A 17,198-nucleotide genomic window follows, 5' to 3' on the forward strand; every position below is an offset into this window, starting at 1 on the left:
GAAGCACGCGTTTGCGCAGCAGTGGAAGACCGGCCCGGCCGAACATCTGCCTCGTGATCATGGGCAACGCCTATCACGGAAAGTGAGCCAGATCCAGTATTCGCGTTCCGCCGACAGGTTTTGGTCCGGTTGCCGCAGGTTCGTGCCCCGGTGGGGCATGTCGAACGTGGGAACGGGACGACCTGCGATTTTCGGGTGGGCGGTTGATGATCGAAGCCGATTATCGGCTACAGGGCATCTCCACGCACATGGAGCCCAGATCGGATCCAGATAGGACAGGCCACTCCACAGCGGTTTCGAGGCAATCGGCTGCCTGAGTGGGGGCAGGGGTTCGAGTCCCCTTAGCTCCACAGAAATAGCAGGTCAGGCCCAGTCTAAGACCGGGCCTGACCTGCTATTTCTGTGTCTGTCCCCCCGGTTACCCCCCGTTCTGGTTCTGGATTCTGTTCGGCCTAGTGCCACCTGGGCGGTTGTGTACCCGCTGTGGCTACCGTCGGGCCCGGGCCGGTGTCCCCGACAGGACATGCAAAGCATAGGCAACTGGAAACACCTGGTCATCGCAGATTCCTATTCGATCTGGCGATGCGCGGCCCGCCGGTTTAGGGCGGTTCCCGTTCCCGTCTCGATGCGCTCACGGCGACGTACATCGAGACGGGAACGTCTACGAACTGATGACAGAACCGAGCGGCAGTAGCGTGCAGCCCAGGCTGCACGGACTCTGGTCACATCAGTTCGAGCTGCCTCCGTTGCGTCCTGCCATGTGTGGAGGCCGGGCGCGTCGCAGCTTATAGGCGGCGAATGCCCGGCGGCCACTGATCGACAGGTCAGTCTGGTCGACTGCGGTTGGGTCGTCGAACCCGCTCAGATCCAGCTCATCGTCAGGTACAACCTTCGAGAAGATGTCGTTGTGGAAGCTATCGAGGACATGCGTTCCGGTGTCGATCGCGCGTTGAACACTGACGAACCGCGCTGCGATGTCCTGTTGTGAGATCCCGCTGTTTTGCAGAGTTGTGCGGAGCTGCGCCCACATTGCGTCGTCCATGACTCGAGCGAAGGCGAGAAGCTGTTGCTCGGGCCGCGCGGATGGCGTGCGCAGGTCACGCGAGCATGCCTGTACAACCTGATCGCGGATACCGCGTATGGCGACGGACAGCCGATCATCGGAGTCCGCTTCCACGCGAGGGGTATGGACCAGTATCGATGCGGTGTGAAAGAGGCCGAACTCGGCGCAGTAGTCGCTGAGGATGCGGACAGCTTCCTCGTCCGAGGGCGCGGTTGCTACCGCATGGATCAGAATCCCGAAGATCACCGTGCCCCATCCGTAGTAGAGCTCCACCGGATGCATGTCGGACAATGGCCGTGTGACCCAGTGGGAGGCTGCGGCGCTGGTGGCCGAGGGGGATCCTTGGACGACATCGAGATTGTTGATCAACTTTGTCATCAGTCTGCGCCGTTGAGGCGTGTGTGTCGGGACGTGTTTGCTGATGATTGAGTCAGGGCCGAGCTCGCCGTCACGGACGAGCTGCCAGAACGCTTCGCGGACTTCGGCGTCGCTGAGGTCGTCCTCGGGTATCGCAAACTGGAAATATCGGTCGAAGTAGTCAGGATCGCTGATCCGGCAGGCAGCGGCTCGATCCGTCCACATCGCGCCTGGGACGTGAGGCAGGCGCGGGAAGAGGGCGACCAGCATCCGGTAGACCGCGGTCGCGGTCTCACCGCTTGCGCCAGAGGCAATGGTAGTGCGGACGCGGCTGAGCCAGTCGTCGTTCGTCCCTGTGGCGCGGTCGCTGGGGGCGAGCAGCATGGATCGCCATATCGGGATCCGCTCGTAGAGGTCGGGGTAGTTCAAGCGGATGTAGGTGAGGACTGCCGCATCGAACAGGTCGATCTCGTCGGGGCCGACCATCGAACACAACACATCGGTCTGCAAACACAGCTGTTTGATGCTGCGCAGGGTCAACGCGTTCGGGTCTGGCAGGACCTCGATCAACTGTTCCACCGCGTATTCGGTTGCGGGTGCGTTGGGGTTGAGCTCGAGGTTTCTGGCAACGGTGGCGAGTCCGTCATGCAGTTCGGTCTCGATGTGCAGGCGTTGGATCGGGGGAAGCAGGAACGGGTATTGGACGATCTTCTCAAGGTATCGGTGGGCACGGTCCCGGTTGTCGCGTGCCAGGTCTGAGGAGGTGAGCAGGTCGAGCACCGTGGTCTTGTCGTAGGAGAGCAGGTAGTGCACGTTCGGAAATCGCCCGAGCAGTCTCACCGCCTTCATGACAGCCAAGAGCTCGTCGGTGTGCAGGCGATCGAGGTCGTCCACAACGACGAGCACCCTCGTGCCGGCCTCCTCGATGGCCTCGGAAATTTTCTCGAATCTGGCCTGGAACGGGTCCTCGGGTACGTCGACTGTGCCAAGTTTGTCGGCCACCGCATCAGTGGCTGCCTGCGCTGCGGATTCAAAACCGCCAGGCGCGATCTTGTTTACGGCAGCAGCCACCAGTGCTTTGCTGACTGCGGTTACAACGGGCGCTGCCGCCTTCAGCAGCTCTCTTGCTTCAGTCGCCTTTTTCGGAAGGGCGGCCGCGATCGCGGTGTAGAACTCGGTGATGAGGGAATCGACATCCGATGCTGCCCATGGGGTGAAGTGCGCGATTGACCAGCGATGAGCGTTGGTCTCGGCTTCAGCTGAGATGTTCTCGAGCGCTTCTTCGATCATGCTCAGCATCGAGGTTTTGCCACTTCCCCAGGGCCCGGCGAGGCCGAACACGATACTGGGTCCGGTTCCAGTTCTCGCGATACGCTTCGCGATCCGGGTCGCAAACACGGCACGCGCTAGGCGATCCTCTCTGATGGACTCGATCGCTGCGTCGCTGCCGTTGTCGGGGCCTGGTCGCTCATGGCTCATAGGCCAAGAAGCGTACTGACAGAGGTCGTAGGGGGCGCAAATCGCCTGCGTCGCAGCTCAGCCCAGGTAGTACATCTGAGAGTGCGGCGTCTCCACTGACATGTAGCACGCTGGCACGGTTTGTCGACCAGCTCTTCTGCAACGTCAACTACGGCGTTGCGACCACCGCAAGGGGAGGTCGTCGGACGCCTGGTCGCCGTGATGTGACCTGGGACTTGAAAGATGGTCGCGGATACGGCATTCGACGATCGAACCGACCTGCGCGGTGAGTGCTCGGTCGAACTCGGCGGTTACAGGCCGAGCCCGCCGCTCCACGCCAGGGCGACATGCCCTCTGTTCTGGTACTCGGAGACCCTGCGTCGTCGGCTTGAGACAGGAGCACATCGCCCCGGTCCTTAAGGACGACGCTGAGATTATGAGCGATACCGAACTGGAGTCCCTGGTCGCCGCCCAGCCCGTTGGCGATCCGCGTGGAAGTCCCCGGATCAACACCGACGCACAGCCTTTCGCCCTGCAAGGTGCAATAGTCATACCGATTCCGGTCGGCCTGCTCACCTCGTGGCGGATGGTGCGCCGCCAGACACCGCGACCAGGCTGCGATGATTGCAGCGCGGGCTGGAGTACGCATCGAGCTGTGCCAGGATGAGGCGAGGTTTGATCCGAGCCGTCGCAGGTTGGTGCCCTCGGCGGGGCACACCGAAGATGGGAACGCGGACGACCTGCGGTTTTCGAGTGGTCGACTGGTGATCGAAGCCGACTACCCGCTGTAGGCCGGACCCGGTGGTGATCATGGAGCACTCGAACTGCTAACGGCAGGTTTCTGGTTCGAGTCCAGATGGGGGAGCATAACTACCAGGTCAGGCACGGTCACCGTGCCTGACCTGTTTAGTCTGCGGGCTGCGACCAAAAATACGCCAAGAATTCCGGTCCAAACTCCTGGCGTGGGCCCCTATCAGGGCTTTTCGCTGATCCGCCCACAAGATTCTGACACTCTCCGTGCCCGACCTATCTCAGGCGGTTGACAACCTCCGTGCTGTGTTGGAACCGCCAGATTGTTGACAGCCCTCAGCCGGTTGAGCGCGCATGGGTCAGGACGCTGCTGGGCGTGACTCCGAACGACTGCTTGAAGGCGCGACTGAAATGTCCGGCATCGGTAAATGCCCACCGGAAGGCGACGTCGGTAACTGTGTCAGTAGGCCGAGCTCGGGTGAGTTCGCGGTGGCACGCATTCAGGCGGCGGTCGCGGATTCGGCGGCTCACGGTGGTACCGGTTTCTGCGAAAACGAGTTGCAACGTGCGAACCGAGATGCCGTGGCCGCAGCTATCGTAGTCGGAGACAGACTCGAGTCGCGGAGGTGGTCCTCAATGTAGCGGCGAACCTGCGCCAACAGAGCTCCGCGAGTAGATAGATCCGGGGGCGGGACAATGGACCGAGCGAACCTGGGCAGTCGAGAACGCCGGGGGGACTCTGTCGCCATCTGGCTCTGTGGCTGGTCGCGATGGGCGAGAGGGGCGTGGACGTAGCACCGGCCGCGACAGCGCGAGTCCGGCAGCTCTTGTGCGGCTGTGGGTTTCGGATTGCACTGGTCGAGCATCTGCGTGCAGCGCCGCGACACTGGCTGCAGCGGCGGCGTCGATACGGTCGTTCTTACGACGCAGCGCCTGGTAGATCGCCTCGTGCGAGATCCGCATCGAATGGTCCTCGGTGAAGTCGACTTTCAACCTCCAGGCGATCTGCTCAGGGCTCCATGACTTCGCCCACCGCCGGTCCTTGCGTCGACCGTGACGACGGCCGATCCAGCGCACGTCCGGGCCAGCCACCACCGTCCCGTCTCCGCCGATTAGCATGCCATTGCGCCGTCGTGGCCCGATAGTGCAGATATCCGCTGCGGGTCGCGGCGTTGCAGCGCAACTCCCGCGAGATCGTCGACGGCGAACGACCAAGGCGGCGCGCGATCTCACGAACACTCGCACCACCTGCGCGCAGGATTGAGATCTCTTCTCGCTCTGCGAAATTCAAGTTACGACAGCGGCGTCAGGCTGATCGACGGCATCCCGCCACTATCACGGAACCACCGCGTGCCTACCGCCGAAGACACACCCGCCGCCAGTGCCGCATCCTCGCTCGACAGCCCACGAGCGATGTTCACCCAAAACTGTTGCTGCTGTACGCGTCTGGCTGCTTTCGGCCGCATCGGTGGCCGCAACGGTGGCCGCAACGCACGGTCCGAAGGCCGCCTCGGCCGAACATCCATCGCAACTCCTCAATGTCGAGATGTTGCGACGATCGGTTGAATCCGCCGTTTTGAACCCGAGAGGAATCAAAGGGGCAGTCTTCAGGCGGAAGCGACACCTTGGCTCTGACGAACGTGAACAAGCGGAGGGGGCTCATCCCCGCGCGTGCGGGGAGCACCTGCACCCAGACGAGTGCGTGTTTGACCGCCAGGGCTCATCCCCGCGCGTGCGGGGAGCACATCTGTCTTGTCGGCGCACTGGGCGTCTTCGCGGGCTCATCCCCGCGCGTGCGGGGAGCACCATGACGGCGGCGGTGGCCAGGTCATCGCAGTGGGCTCATCCCCGCGCGTGCGGGGAGCACAGTTCGGCGAAGAAGTCGTCGAAGCTGTCCCAGGGCTCATCCCCGCGCGTGCGGGGAGCACACTTCCTGACCAGTGCGTTGTCTGGCGAATCTTCTTGTTTTCATTCACTTTCTGGCGGTGTTCGGTACGGCGCTTCGGTATTCGGTCACCGGTTGGGCGCTAATGTCAGCAGTCCGCAGCCGTATCCCTTGGCGCGACCGATGCCGTTGGTCAGGGCTGAGCGGAGTAGTGCGGCATCGGAGATGATGAGCACCCCTTCGTATGTGGCGGTGGACAGTGACACGTTGGCTGTGCCACGGAGGAACTTCAACGTTTGGCGACTGATGATCTGGACATCGTCCTCTTGCAGGTTGGGTGGGCCGCATCGTGCGAGGTTGAATCCGCTGTCGAGTGCTTTGCGGCGCAACCAATTCAGTTGCTCCTCGGTGTTCAACCCGCCGATGGCTCCTCGTTGTCTGGTTGATGCGCCGGTGGGGTTCATGGTGCGTCGGACGGGGTTGGCGGTGAGACGGAAGTGCCAGCGTTGGTTGGTGGCGAGGGTGTCGAGGAGTTCGATGTATTTGCGGGTCGCCCATGCTGTGGTGGTGGGCCATCCGGCTTGTTCGACGATGTGGGTGAAGTCGGGTTCAGTGGGGCTGACGACGTAGAGGTGAATGGCGTTGTCATTCTGGTCGATTCGCCACAGGACGCGCCCCTCGTTGTCGGGTTGTTCGAGCGCGGCGGGGGGGAAGGCCGCGAGGACGGCGGCGTGGATGACCTGTGGTGAGGACAGGAACTTTCGGGTGCCGCGGCGCGCTGGGTTGAGGGGGATCCGCGATATGTACATCAGGCGCCTCCGAACGCGGCGAGCGGGTCGTGGCCAGCGGCCCGGCCTTCGGGGTTGTCGAGCGGTGCGTGTTCGTTGAGTACTGTGCGCCAGCCGTATTCACGTCGGACGGGGTCGAAGCTCAAGGGGACGTCTCGGACCTGTTCTGCGAGGGCATCGGTGGTGTCTTCGGGCAGGCGGTCACGGAAGATCGGCAGGTGAACTCGGGTGGGTTGACGCTTCCGGTACCAGCGGGAGGCCTGCCAGTTGCTGGTGTCGTGCAAGACATCCCGCAGGGAACCCTCGCGTATGCCGCCGAGGACGAGGGGTTCGGTTACTGGGCAGGAGCGGCGGCCGAGGTAGAGCGGGAACTGCGGGCGTAGCAGGGCCTCGCGGATGCCTTCGAGCAGATTCTGTTCACCTTGGATGGCGGCGACGAAGACGGCGTCGGCGATGTAGTAGCGCTGTGAGAGTGGGTATTTGGTGCGTTCGTCGAGGCTGACCGCGACCTGGAAGTCGCGGATGAGGGTGCCTTGTTGGTCGATGCGGACACCGAAAGCTGATCCAGTGAGTTCGTCTTCGATCGGGTCGGTGCGGCGTCGGCCTTGCGCGGCGGCGATCAGCCCGATAATCCCGCTTTTGGAGGGGTATTGCTGTGTTTCGCGGCGCGCGAATCTGCTTGCTACGCCCCAGGATTGCAGCGGCGCAGCGAGTTTCAGCAGCAGTACGCTCACGAGTTGCTCTCACCGAGCGCGGCGTCGACCCGGGCTGCGACGGCGTCGATGACCTGCGGCAAGGGTGCCGGTGCGGCGAGTTCGGCGAGTTCGTTGATGCCGTCGCCGGCGGCGATGACGAAGTTGTGGGCGGATCCGTTTCCGTAGGCGTTGTCGATGGCCCGATGGCGGGCGACCAACGCCTTGGCCGCGGCGACCGCTCGTGCCGAACCGGCGGCGTTGACCGGTTCTTCGAACGCGTTGACCAGGTTCACCGGTTGATCGGTGCGCAGGCTGATCAGCACGGCGTCGGGCAGGGTGCGGTTGGCGAAGGTGTTCTGCTTGCCAGTGGGCATGCTCTTGATGAAGGCAGTCAAGAAGGTTTCGACCGCGCGCACGGTGGCGGTGTCATCGCCCAGGTTTTGTCGCAGCATGTCGACGTTGACGGTGGCGTAGCGGTAGAGCGTGGAGGAGTTGAACTCGACCAGCCCGATCATGCCCGCGCCCGCGTTGTCCTCAGGGGCGCGGTCGTCGACCGCGGTGAAATAGTCGAACTCGTTGTTGACCGTGTGCACACTGATCGCGTGCGCGACTTGCGCAGCGGCATCGATGTTCAGGTCGGTCGCATCGGCCACCATCCGGCCGAACAACGCGACATCGACGCTGTTGGCGCCCTGGCCCGCCGCCCGCGCGGCCGACTTATCGATCGCGGATTCGGTGCGGGCCGACTCGATCGCCAGCTTCGCCAGCCGATCGATCTGGGAAGCGCTCAGGAACAGCAAGTACTTCGACTGCTCCGGTCCTTCCTCGGTGGGCTCACCCTTCTTCGGGCGCTTGGCCTTCTTCTCCAGCTCGATCCCGGCGGCTGTCAACACCTGTGCGGCCAGCGCCTCGGGCTCGGTGATATCGGGTGCGAGTTGTGTGATGCGTTCGGCAAGCAAGGCGACCACCCGTTTGGTGCGCACTCCCAGGGTCGCCGGATCCAGCAGTTCGCGAAACATTTGGCGGGTCGCGCGTTTCCAGGACTGGCTCGATACCCGTGCGCGTGGAACCCCGCCGTAGACTGCGGATTTCGGGCTGCCGGTGTCGTCGCGGTTGATGTTGCTCGGCGGCACGGTTTGCAAGATGTGCACGTCTACAAACAGTCGGATCACTGGTCTTCGCCTTTCGAGGTTGGCTGCTGGCTGCCGTCGGAATCAGCAGGCGCCGAGGGTTTTTGGTGGTAGTCGCGCCCCCATTCCAGCAACAGGGCGCCGGAATAGGTGGAATCGTCGAGGCGGCGCAGATCGCGTGCGAGCCTGCCGTAGTCCACAGGGATCGAATTCGAACGGAATTGGCTGATGAGGCCCCGCAGATAAGCCAAGCGCGCGTCGTGCTGGGATGCGGTTCCTAAGGCGTGGAATCGGCGGCGCACGGCCTCTGCCGAGCTGGTTCGTTCGCCCAGTGTCCACACCGCCGTACCGAACCTGCGGCCCCGCAGGTGCATCGGTTCTCTGCGTGACTGTTGGTGCCAGGCGTGCAGGGTGATCGCGTCGTGGGCTGCCACCTCCCAGGGGGTCGGTGCACCATCGCGCTCGGCTCGGGTGTAGTCGCGGCGATCGACGAGGGTGTCGGGCATGTCGGCGAGGGTCAACTCCCAGATGTCGGGCCGGGTCCCGGGCGTGGCGCCGACACCGCGGCGCAGCCGGGCCATCGCCGCAAGGGCCTGCGGCTCATCACGTAGATAGCGGGCTTGCAGTGTGGCGACACGACCGGTGACGAAATCTTCCAGCGCAGTGTCTCTGGCGCGGTAGGTGTTCACGCTGCGGACCCTCCTTCATCGGTGCGACGGGGATATGCGGCCGGAAGCAGTTGTTCCAACCGTCGACGGAACCAGCGCGCTGCTTGACTGGAATCGATGTAATGACCACGAGCCTCGCGCCCGACCCAGCCGGGCAGAGCTGCCGAGGCGATCAGATCGGCTCCGATCGGCTCGATCACGGTGCGAACCAGCCGCGCCCAGCGGGCGTCGTATTCGTCGTAATCCGGTGCGGCCGCGGGTTTCAAGGCTGCCAGCCATCGCCGGTAGGGACCGTCGAGGGCAAAGTAGCCGCGTTCCTTCGCCCTGCTGAGCGCCCCCTCGGGCTCTCCACCGACAGCGGTGGCGAGATTGCCCGCCAGGGTCGCCAGCGCGTAGACCGCATTGTCGGCGACCTGCACCGCATTGACTGCGAGGGTGCGTAATTCAGGCTCGGCGGACAGCAGCGCGACCCGGAAGCCGATCGTGTCGTCGAAGATGTCGCCGATGACCGACTGGTTGTTGATGTAATGCACACCGGTGGCGTGCAGCCGCACCGGATGTGCCGGGTCGAGTTCGTCTTCGTCGACCAGGTACGACAACCACTCGAGGACTCCCGGAGCGATCGCCCGGCCCCGCGTCCCGGTCGGGTTCGCGACTTCACCGATCAGGGAGGTCAACCCGCGCCACAGAGCGCGTTCGGGCTCATGGGTCATGGGGTAGTGGCGGGCTTCGCCGCCGGCCTTCTTGGTCTGCTGTTCGCTGAAACGCCACCCGGTCATCGGCTCGATCCGCTGCTGATTGAACGGCTCCAGTGCATCCCCGTTACACAGCACGACCCCGGTCACCTGCGCGCCGTCGTGCACCAGTCGGACTCGTCGGCTCTGCCAGGTGCACAGATCGACCGGGCCCGTCGGTGCCGTGTTCGCCCGCGCCGCCGCACCGTCGGGGTCACGCTCCCACGGCGGAACATCATCACTGGAGAACCTCTCGGCGTTCATATCACGCAGCACCAGGTTGAGCAGCAGCGTCTCCCGCAGCGTCGCACCCTCGAGGAAAACCCCGCCCAGGCCCCCGGTCCAGGCGACCCCGATCGGATAGCCCTTCCCCTTCTTCACCCGGTTGTCCCCGACCGCGCCGGTCTTGATCCCTGACGGGTCGAACGCGTGCACGTGGACCAGCCAGCGCGCCGCTTCGGCGAAGTCGATCCGCTCCACACTCGCCCCCGCACGCGTGGTGAAGTACTTCTCCCCGTTGGGAACATCAGCGATCAGCTTGTCCAGAGCACTGACGGTGTTGTTCTCCGACCGCAGGCCCGCGACCTGAAAGAAGGGTTTGTCCGTGTCGAACAGACTGAACCGATCAGCGTTGTCGGTGAGGTAGCGGTCGATCTCCTCGAACGGCAACGTCGTGCGTGTCTCACCGGACACCGTTGTCTGCGTGCGCCACAGATCTCCCCAGATCGCTGCGGTGATGCCGGTGCGGTTGGTGACGCTGCGGTGCAGGATCGCCAGCAGCAACCGCAGGATCGCGAACGACTGCGTCGGCACCTCGCCGGTCAACCTGGACAGCTCATGGGCGTATCGGAAGACCTCACGCAGCGACAGCGTGCGTGGTCTGCCGTCCCGGTCGATTGCCCGGATCCACGGTTGGGTGAGCAAATCGAAATCTACTGTCGGAGTTGTCATTTCTCGCTCTCCGCGCGGTCGATCAGCAGCCCACGCAACTTGTCGTAGCGCAAGCGGTAACCGGCCACGATCGCCGAGTTGTCCTCATCGAGGGCCAGGACGAGTTCTCCGGCAAGCCACGGTGATTGCTGCCAGCCCGAGTAGTAGGTTGCCTCGAGGGTGTTGATCACTTTGTCCATGCGCCCGTAGTTGGTCAACGACGCCGGTAGCCGAATAGTGCAGGCCGCCAGCGCTTTCGCGAACCTCGAATCCGGCGGCCCCTCGGTCGGGATCACTCGGCCCCCATAGTCGGGTACCTCATCAAGCGCGTACACCACACCATCGACTTGCCGGACCACGATCGCTTCGATCGTGTCTTCAGCGTCGCGGACCTGCGCCTGACCTCCCACTCCTTCGACGTCGTCTGGAACGTCCGCGGTCAGCCAGCCCCGCAAGGTCGGCTCCTCTCCGTACGGGCGGGGCAGCAGATACGTCCGCGCCCGGTCCTGCTGCTCGGCGATGAATGCACCCCAGGTGGCCTCGGCCGCATCCATGGTCTCGTTCCATCCCGCTGGTGCGGCGAACAGTTCGGCATAGGCCCGCTCGACCAATGTCGGAACGTCATCGGGGATCGCGATCGCCGGCTCGGGGTGGGTGTCGATCACCGCAGCGGCCCGCAGCAAGCGTGCAAGGCCATACACCGCTACCGAACCCTTGGCGAGAACCGGTGGGGTGCTCGTCCAGTCGGCGCCGCGAATCACGCAGCGCGCCACCGCGACCCCGTCGGGGCGGTGGTCGCGGGCGTGCCGGTGCAGGCGGCCGATGCGCTGCAACATCAAGTCGATCGGGGCGAGGTCGGTGATCAACACATCGACATCGATATCGAGGGACTGCTCGATCACCTGTGTACCGACAACCACGAACCCCCCGCTCGGCCGACTAGCCTTCTCCGGCGGCCCCAACAGGGCGCGCAACCGATTCTCTAACGCGCTGCGGTGCAACGCCACGAACCGAGAATGCACCAGCAATAACTGATCCGCAGCGAAATCCTTATCCTCGACAAGCGCAGTGAACATCTCCTGCGCCCGCCCGACCGTGTTGCACACGATCCCCACAACCCCACCCGCCGCCACGGTGCTGCGCACCATCTCGACCACTGTGGCGATAGCGTCATCGATCCGTTCGATATGAACGTCGATCGATCGGCCGGAGGCTGCCACCGCTACCGAGGTCTCCCGCGATGGCCAGACACTGATATTCGGATACCCCTGCGGCGGCGCAACCATTGCCGTATCCGGGGCCCCGGTCCTGCCCCGCTGATAGGCTTCGATCAACGAAACCCGTTGGGCCGGTGGCAGTGTTGCCGACAACAGCAACACCGGAACACGGTAGGCGCCGAGCCATTCGAGGCAGCGGCACAAGTACGTCGACATGTAGCTGTCAGCGGCATGCACCTCATCGACAACCACCACCTTGTTCGCCAACCCCAAATGCCGGAGCATGACATGGCGCGTTTTGAGAGCACCCCGCAAGACCTGGTCGATCGTGCCCACCACGATATTGGCCAAAGGCCCCTTCTTATCGACATACCAGGCATGGGCGGTGACCCCGTTGTCATCGCAATCCGTGCCGATCGAAGCGAAGCCCTTGCGCTTGAGCTCGGCGAAACTCCGATTCAACGCGGCCTTCCCGTGCGCGAGGAACATGCTGCCCGGTGAATCGGTCAGCCGTTCGGCCCATTCACGTACCCGCTCGAACATCGCATCCGAGGTCGCCATCGTGGGCAACGCGACGAACACCCCACCGAACCCGAACCGGCGCGCGAGAATCTCCGCGGCCAGCAACGCCGCCTCGGTCTTCCCCTCACCCATGGGTGCTTCGATGATCATTAAACCCGGTTCGGTAAGCCGCGCCGCGAGATCTACGCATTCAGCCTGCAACGGACGAACTTTCGCGTGCTCGGGCAGCTCGAACCGGGCCCGAAACAAAGCGGCGTCCGGCACGGTTACCGTCGGGGTCCACGGTGCCGCCAGTCCCAGCTCATCCCACGCCGCACCAGCCGCGGTCTCGGAGACCCGCGCACTATCGAGGGGAAACAGATCCTGATTGCTGGCAATCCAATCCGACACGATCACCGCGGCGGTCAACAACGCCTGCGCGGTCAGCGGTAACCGCACCTGCCGCCAATCATCGAGTCGCTCCTGCGCGCCCACGGCAACGGTGACATGGGTGAGCAGTTCGTCCCGACACCGCGCCCACTCAGGATCAGTACCGAGCAGCACCCGCTGGGTCGGGGCATCGCGGGACTCGGTGCGCGTCGGTGGTTTGCCGTGATGACTGCCCACGACGATCGAATAGCTTTGCGCCACCTTCCTGCTCCACCCGCGCGCCGTCAGGAACCGCTCCACCTCGACCTGGCCCGCCAACCCGTGCGGCAACGCCCCCCGATTCGCCGGAGCATTCCGCATCGTCAAACCCTTATCGTGCATGCGCCCGGCCAGCGCCTCGACCTGGCATGCGAACGCCGGAGTCAACTTCCCGATGTCATGAACACCGGCCAGCCACCGCAACAGCACCCGCCCATCCTCAACACCGCGAGGCAATACATCCGAGATCGCCGATCGTGTGCTGGCCGGCAACCACCGATCCCACACCAGCCCCGCGACTGCCGCCGAATCCGCCAGATGCCGCACCAACGACAAACTCCCGCCATCACGGTCACTCTTCGCCCACGCAGACAACGTCGAAGCCGAAAGCACAGTCACGTCCCCACCGAATCACCCGTCGCATCAACAGAGTCGGACCGCAGCGTACTGCGCCCCACCGACAACAATCTCAACCCTTACGATCAACCGAAACCCAATAGGCGTGTCGGAGGTCTCAAATCGCGCAACCAACGCCAAGGAAGCGCCGAAAAGTGAATGAAAATAGCAGGATTGAACTGAAAGCGCGCTGGTCACGAAGTGTGCTCCCCGCACGCGCGGGGATGAGCCCGTGTGGATGTTTACCACCCTGGCGCTGAATCTGTGCTCCCCGCACGCGCGGGGATGAGCCCTGGGACAGCTTCGACGACTTCTTCGCCGAACTGTGCTCCCCGCACGCGCGGGGATGAGCCCTGCTCGACGTAGCGGGCGAACAGGAACAGGTGGTGCTCCCCGCACGCGCGGGGATGAGCCCCGGCCAGTAGATGCCTGGCCGGTTCCGCCCCGGTGCTCCCCGCACGCGCGGGGATGAGCCCCGCCGTCGCGGACTGTGTTCGTGCCGATCACGGTGCTCCCCGCACGCGCGGGGATGAGCCCACCAGCGCGAACCGGCGATGGTCGGTCGATGGGTGCTCCCCGCACGCGCGGGGATGAGCCCGCCGCAACCCCGTATTCTGTTACCTATGAGCAGTGCTCCCCGCACGCGCGGGGATGAGCCCATCAAGGCTCTGGTCCGCGTGTACTGGATCGTGTGCTCCCCGCACGCGCGGGGATGAGCCCGCGCGATATTGGGATTGGCCGGTGCAGCCGCAGTGCTCCCCGCATGCGCGGGGATGAGCCCTTCTCCGAATGGATGAACAAGGCCGCAGCCAAGTGCTCCCCGCATGCGCAAGGATGAGCCCTGTCCGACGACCAGTGGTCCGAGATTGTGAACGTGCTCCCCGCATGCGCGGGGATGAGCTCATGCGCTCGGCCACCTCAGTGGGGATGGGGGACCACCTCGTACATGTGCCCGCGATTCAGCAGAACCTAACGGCAACAGCGGGATTCATGTCAGCGTCAGGTGATACAGATGCCGTCATGGATGACGAATTCACAATTTGGGATCGCGTACCTGATGGTCTACCGCGTTGTGTGACCTGCCCAGTAACTGTGCTGAACCGAAGGACCTGCTGTCTTCGCATTTCGCCCGGGTTGTGTACAGATTGGGGCTGAATCGGTGAAGGAGATACCTGGGGTTCGTCCGGCCCGCATCGGTGAACTGCTGCGAGCACAGGACCGACTGTCGTTCATCTACCTGGAACGGGCGGTGGTGCACCGTGACGCCAACGCGATCACCGCCACCGACGAGCGAGGGGTGGTGCATATTCCGGCGGCCACCCTCGGGGCGTTACTCCTTGGGCCTGGCACTCGCATCACCCATCAGGCAATGATGCTGCTCGCGGAGAGCGGTTCGACAGCCGTGTGGGTCGGCGAGCGCGGTGTCCGGTATTACGCGCACGGCCGGTCACTCGCCCGCAGCTCGCGGTTGCTCGAGGCGCAGGCGCTGGCCGTGTCGAACCAGGCGGCCAGATTGCGGGTTGCGCGGACGATGTATGAAATGCGTTTCCCCGGTGAGAATGTCAGCGGTCTCACTATGCAGCAGCTGCGAGGCCGCGAGGGTGCCCGGGTGCGAAGGATCTATCGAGAAAACGCCGCGCGTACCGGAATCGAATGGAACAGAAGAGATTACGACCCGAACGACTTCACCGCCAGTGACGCTGTGAACCAAGCACTGTCGGCGGCGACCACATGCCTGTACGGGATCGTCCATGCAGTTGTTGTGGCGCTCGGCTGCACACCCGGGCTGGGATTCGTCCACACGGGGCACGAACGCTCGTTCGTCTTCGACCTCGCCGACTTATACAAAGCCGAATTCGCCATCCCAATCGCTTTCGACGTCGCCGCCGAAGGCGGAGACGACATCCCCGCCGTAACACGTCGCGCGGTGCGCGACGCCGTGCACTCCGGCGGCCTCCTAGAGCGTTGCTGCAAAGACATTCACGCACTTCTACTCCCAGAAGAACCGGATGCCGCGGAGGTGTGGGACGCCGACGTCGTGGAATTGTGGGACCGGAAAGGCAACGTCGCCTCGGGCATCGCCTACGACGACGAGGAAGAGGTCCCGTGGTAGTGATCGTCCTGAGCGCCTGCCCAGCGGGCCTGCGCGGACACCTCACACGCTGGCTACTCGAAGTCAGCCCTGGAGTTTTCGTCGGAATCATCACTGCGCGTGTTCGTGAGCTGGCATGGCAGCGAGTAGTGGAACTATCCAGGGACGGCCGCGGATCATGATCTACTCAGCGCGATCCGAACAGCGACTTGCTTTCAAGGTCCACCGGCACGAATGGGAACCGGTCGATATCGACGGCGTCCATCTGATGAGACGTCCCCACACTGGCGATCACAAACCGGGTGGACCACGTTCGGGGTGGAGCAAGGCGAGTAGGTACCGAAAGGCGTGCGCACCTGTAACGCGACCGAAGCCTCCGAAAAGTGAATGAAAACAGGAGGATTGAACGGAAAGTCCGCTGGTCAGGAAGTGTGCTCCCCGCACGCGCGGGGATGAGCCCGAGGCCGCATGGTGCCCCGAGTGGTGGCACCAGTGCTCCCCGCACGCGCGGGGATGAGCCCCACAACCGGATCTGGCACGGGAGCGGGCTCTGGTGCTCTCCGCACGCGCGGGGATGAGCCCTCGTCCGGATCGAGGTCGTCGATGGCCTCGAGGTGCTCCCCGCACGCGCGGGGATGAGCCCACACCAGGAAGCCCCCCGGAAATCGAGATCTCGTGCTCCCCGCACGCGCGGGGATGAGCCCTCGTCCAACTCCCGCTCGGCGACCTGCATCGCGTGCTCCCCGCACGCGCGGGGATGAGCCCGGAATGGACCCGACGGCCTGGTTGCGCTCGGTGTGCTCCCCGCACGCGCGGGGATGAGCCCAGCTCAGCGACGAAGAGTTGGTGATGCAGGCCGTGCTCCCCGCACGCGCGGGGATGAGCCCGGCTAGGGCAAATGGATCAGTCCTCCCGTGCATGCTGGTCGGGATGGTCTGGCCTTCAAAGGTGATGGCGAATACGTTCAACGCTGACTTCCACTCCATCCGAAAATAAGTGGAATCCTCAGTGGTGGGAAACCCACGATGATGTGATGACAGACGAGCAGGCCGCGTATCGCATCGGATGGGATCAGCTGCCCGACGCAGTGCGCGCGGCGATCGAGCGCCACTTGGGTGATCGAGCTCAGATGGTGACGGTCCCCTCTGGCGGATTCAGCCACGGCATGGCCGCGCTTGTCGAGTTGGATAGCGGCCGAACCGTTTTCGTGAAAGCTGTCCCTGGCGATGACGCCCTCGCCGTCCGGTATCGGATCGAAGCAGATACCGTGTCCCGTCTACCTGCCGTGGTTCCGACACCTGCGGCGCTGTTCTCGATCGAGACGGCCGGATGGGTGGTCACCGTGTTCGAAGCGGTGCCTGGTCGACACCCTCGCCTCGATCGCCCTAACGAACTAGCTGCCGTCTTGGACGCGGTCGAGCAGCTAGCGGTGGTGTTGACGCCTAATCCGCTCGCCGACCTGCCCACAATCGAACAGTCCTACGGCGCGGAGCTAACCGGTTGGCGCCAGTTCGCCGAACATGGTCCGCCCGCTGATCTCGACTCGTGGTCGCTACACAACCTGGACCGGCTGGCCGAGCTGGAAGCGACCTGGTCCGATCTGGCTGCCGGTGACACGTTGCTGCACACCGACCTTCGCCCCGACAACATGCTGTACCGCGACGATGGCAGCGTGGTCGTGGTGGACTGGGCTTGGCCATGCAGCGGCGCCGCGTGGGTCGACCTCGTCTCACTGATGCCATCGCTTCTGGCCAGCGGAATCGACCCCGACCCCCTCCTCGCCACCCCCCTGCGTGTCAGGCTGAGTTGAGTCCACCGGTTCACAGCAAATCGGCCTGACGCGGGGCGAGATTCGGATCGACGTTTTCATGACCAGTACGAGGGCC

Annotated in this window: 11 protein-coding genes, 2 pseudogenes and 3 CRISPR repeat arrays; of the genes and pseudogenes, 4 read left to right on the top strand and 9 right to left on the bottom strand. The window is 64.0% G+C overall.

The window, feature by feature from the left end; all coding sequences use genetic code 11:
* Nucleotides 1–727 precede the first annotated feature (727 nt).
* Nucleotides 728–2,899 carry a P-loop NTPase fold protein gene (locus AB0J29_RS35530; RefSeq protein ID WP_364795312.1) on the bottom strand — a complete coding sequence of 724 codons (2,172 nt, stop codon included), beginning with the start codon at nt 2,897–2,899 and terminating at the stop codon, nt 728–730.
* Nucleotides 2,900–3,314: 415 nt separating this feature from the next.
* Between AB0J29_RS35530 and AB0J29_RS35535 the strand changes: the two genes are divergently transcribed.
* Nucleotides 3,315–3,545: a hypothetical protein gene (locus tag AB0J29_RS35535; RefSeq protein ID WP_364795314.1), complete on the top strand. Its 231-nt coding sequence runs from the start codon at nt 3,315–3,317 to the stop codon at nt 3,543–3,545.
* A 419-nt stretch (nt 3,546–3,964) separates the two neighbouring features.
* Here AB0J29_RS35535 and AB0J29_RS35540 read toward each other — a convergent pair whose 3' ends face one another.
* From AB0J29_RS35540 to cas3, 8 genes and pseudogenes are all read right to left on the bottom strand, one after another.
* Nucleotides 3,965–4,159: a helix-turn-helix domain-containing protein gene (locus tag AB0J29_RS35540; protein ID WP_364795316.1), complete on the bottom strand. Its 195-nt coding sequence runs from the start codon at nt 4,157–4,159 to the stop codon at nt 3,965–3,967.
* 396 nt (nt 4,160–4,555) lie between these two features.
* A pseudogene (locus tag AB0J29_RS35545) lies at nt 4,556–5,094 on the bottom strand (helix-turn-helix domain-containing protein); the annotation flags it as partial.
* Between the two features lie 189 nt (nt 5,095–5,283).
* A CRISPR array of direct repeats spans nt 5,284–5,556; the repeat unit is 29 nt; unit sequence GGGCTCATCCCCGCGCGTGCGGGGAGCAC.
* Nucleotides 5,557–5,641: 85 nt separating this feature from the next.
* A complete protein-coding gene (gene cas6e, locus AB0J29_RS35550) occupies nt 5,642–6,322 on the bottom strand; it encodes a type I-E CRISPR-associated protein Cas6/Cse3/CasE (protein WP_364795318.1) in 681 nt (226 codons plus the stop codon).
* The gene (cas5e, locus tag AB0J29_RS35555; RefSeq protein ID WP_364795320.1) at nt 6,322–7,035 is read right to left on the bottom strand and encodes a type I-E CRISPR-associated protein Cas5/CasD; all 714 of its coding nucleotides are present in this window, start codon (nt 7,033–7,035) and stop codon (nt 6,322–6,324) included. The genes cas6e and cas5e overlap by 1 nt, the downstream gene beginning before the upstream one ends.
* Nucleotides 7,032–8,147, bottom strand: coding sequence for a type I-E CRISPR-associated protein Cas7/Cse4/CasC (cas7e, locus tag AB0J29_RS35560; RefSeq protein ID WP_364795322.1), 1,116 nt, complete (start codon nt 8,145–8,147; stop codon nt 7,032–7,034). The genes cas5e and cas7e overlap by 4 nt, the downstream gene beginning before the upstream one ends.
* A gap of 17 nt (nt 8,148–8,164) precedes the next feature.
* Nucleotides 8,165–8,815, bottom strand: a complete 651-nt coding sequence (casB, locus tag AB0J29_RS35565; RefSeq protein ID WP_364795325.1) for a type I-E CRISPR-associated protein Cse2/CasB — start codon at nt 8,813–8,815, stop codon at nt 8,165–8,167.
* Nucleotides 8,812–10,479 (bottom strand): type I-E CRISPR-associated protein Cse1/CasA, encoded by a 1,668-nt coding sequence (gene casA / locus AB0J29_RS35570; RefSeq protein WP_364795326.1) that lies wholly within the window; start codon nt 10,477–10,479, stop codon nt 8,812–8,814. Before casA ends, casB begins: the two co-directional genes overlap by 4 nt.
* On the bottom strand, nt 10,476–13,223 hold the full coding sequence (gene cas3, locus AB0J29_RS35575; RefSeq protein WP_364795327.1) for a CRISPR-associated helicase Cas3': 2,748 nt from the start codon (nt 13,221–13,223) through the stop codon (nt 10,476–10,478). The genes casA and cas3 overlap by 4 nt, the downstream gene beginning before the upstream one ends.
* Nucleotides 13,224–13,423: 200 nt before the next feature.
* Nucleotides 13,424–14,123: direct repeats of the CRISPR family, unit length 29 nt; unit sequence GTGCTCCCCGCACGCGCGGGGATGAGCCC.
* A gap of 256 nt (nt 14,124–14,379) precedes the next feature.
* Between cas3 and cas1e the strand changes: the two genes are divergently transcribed.
* The 3 genes and pseudogenes from cas1e (at nt 14,380) to AB0J29_RS35590 (ending at nt 17,122) form a co-directional block, all read left to right on the top strand.
* Nucleotides 14,380–15,333 carry a type I-E CRISPR-associated endonuclease Cas1e gene (cas1e, locus tag AB0J29_RS35580; RefSeq protein ID WP_364795329.1) on the top strand — a complete coding sequence of 318 codons (954 nt, stop codon included), beginning with the start codon at nt 14,380–14,382 and terminating at the stop codon, nt 15,331–15,333.
* Nucleotides 15,327–15,703: pseudogene (gene cas2e / locus AB0J29_RS35585) on the top strand (type I-E CRISPR-associated endoribonuclease Cas2e). The gene cas1e and the pseudogene cas2e overlap by 7 nt, the downstream one beginning before the upstream one ends.
* Before the next feature lie 40 nt (nt 15,704–15,743).
* Nucleotides 15,744–16,199: direct repeats of the CRISPR family, unit length 29 nt; unit sequence GTGCTCCCCGCACGCGCGGGGATGAGCCC.
* A 146-nt stretch (nt 16,200–16,345) separates the two neighbouring features.
* Nucleotides 16,346–17,122 (top strand): phosphotransferase, encoded by a 777-nt coding sequence (locus AB0J29_RS35590; protein WP_364795332.1) that lies wholly within the window; start codon nt 16,346–16,348, stop codon nt 17,120–17,122.
* Nucleotides 17,123–17,198 lie beyond the last annotated feature (76 nt).

It is taken from the genome of Nocardia sp. NPDC049707 (genome assembly GCF_040674855.1).
GTDB lineage: Bacteria > Actinomycetota > Actinomycetes > Mycobacteriales > Mycobacteriaceae > Nocardia.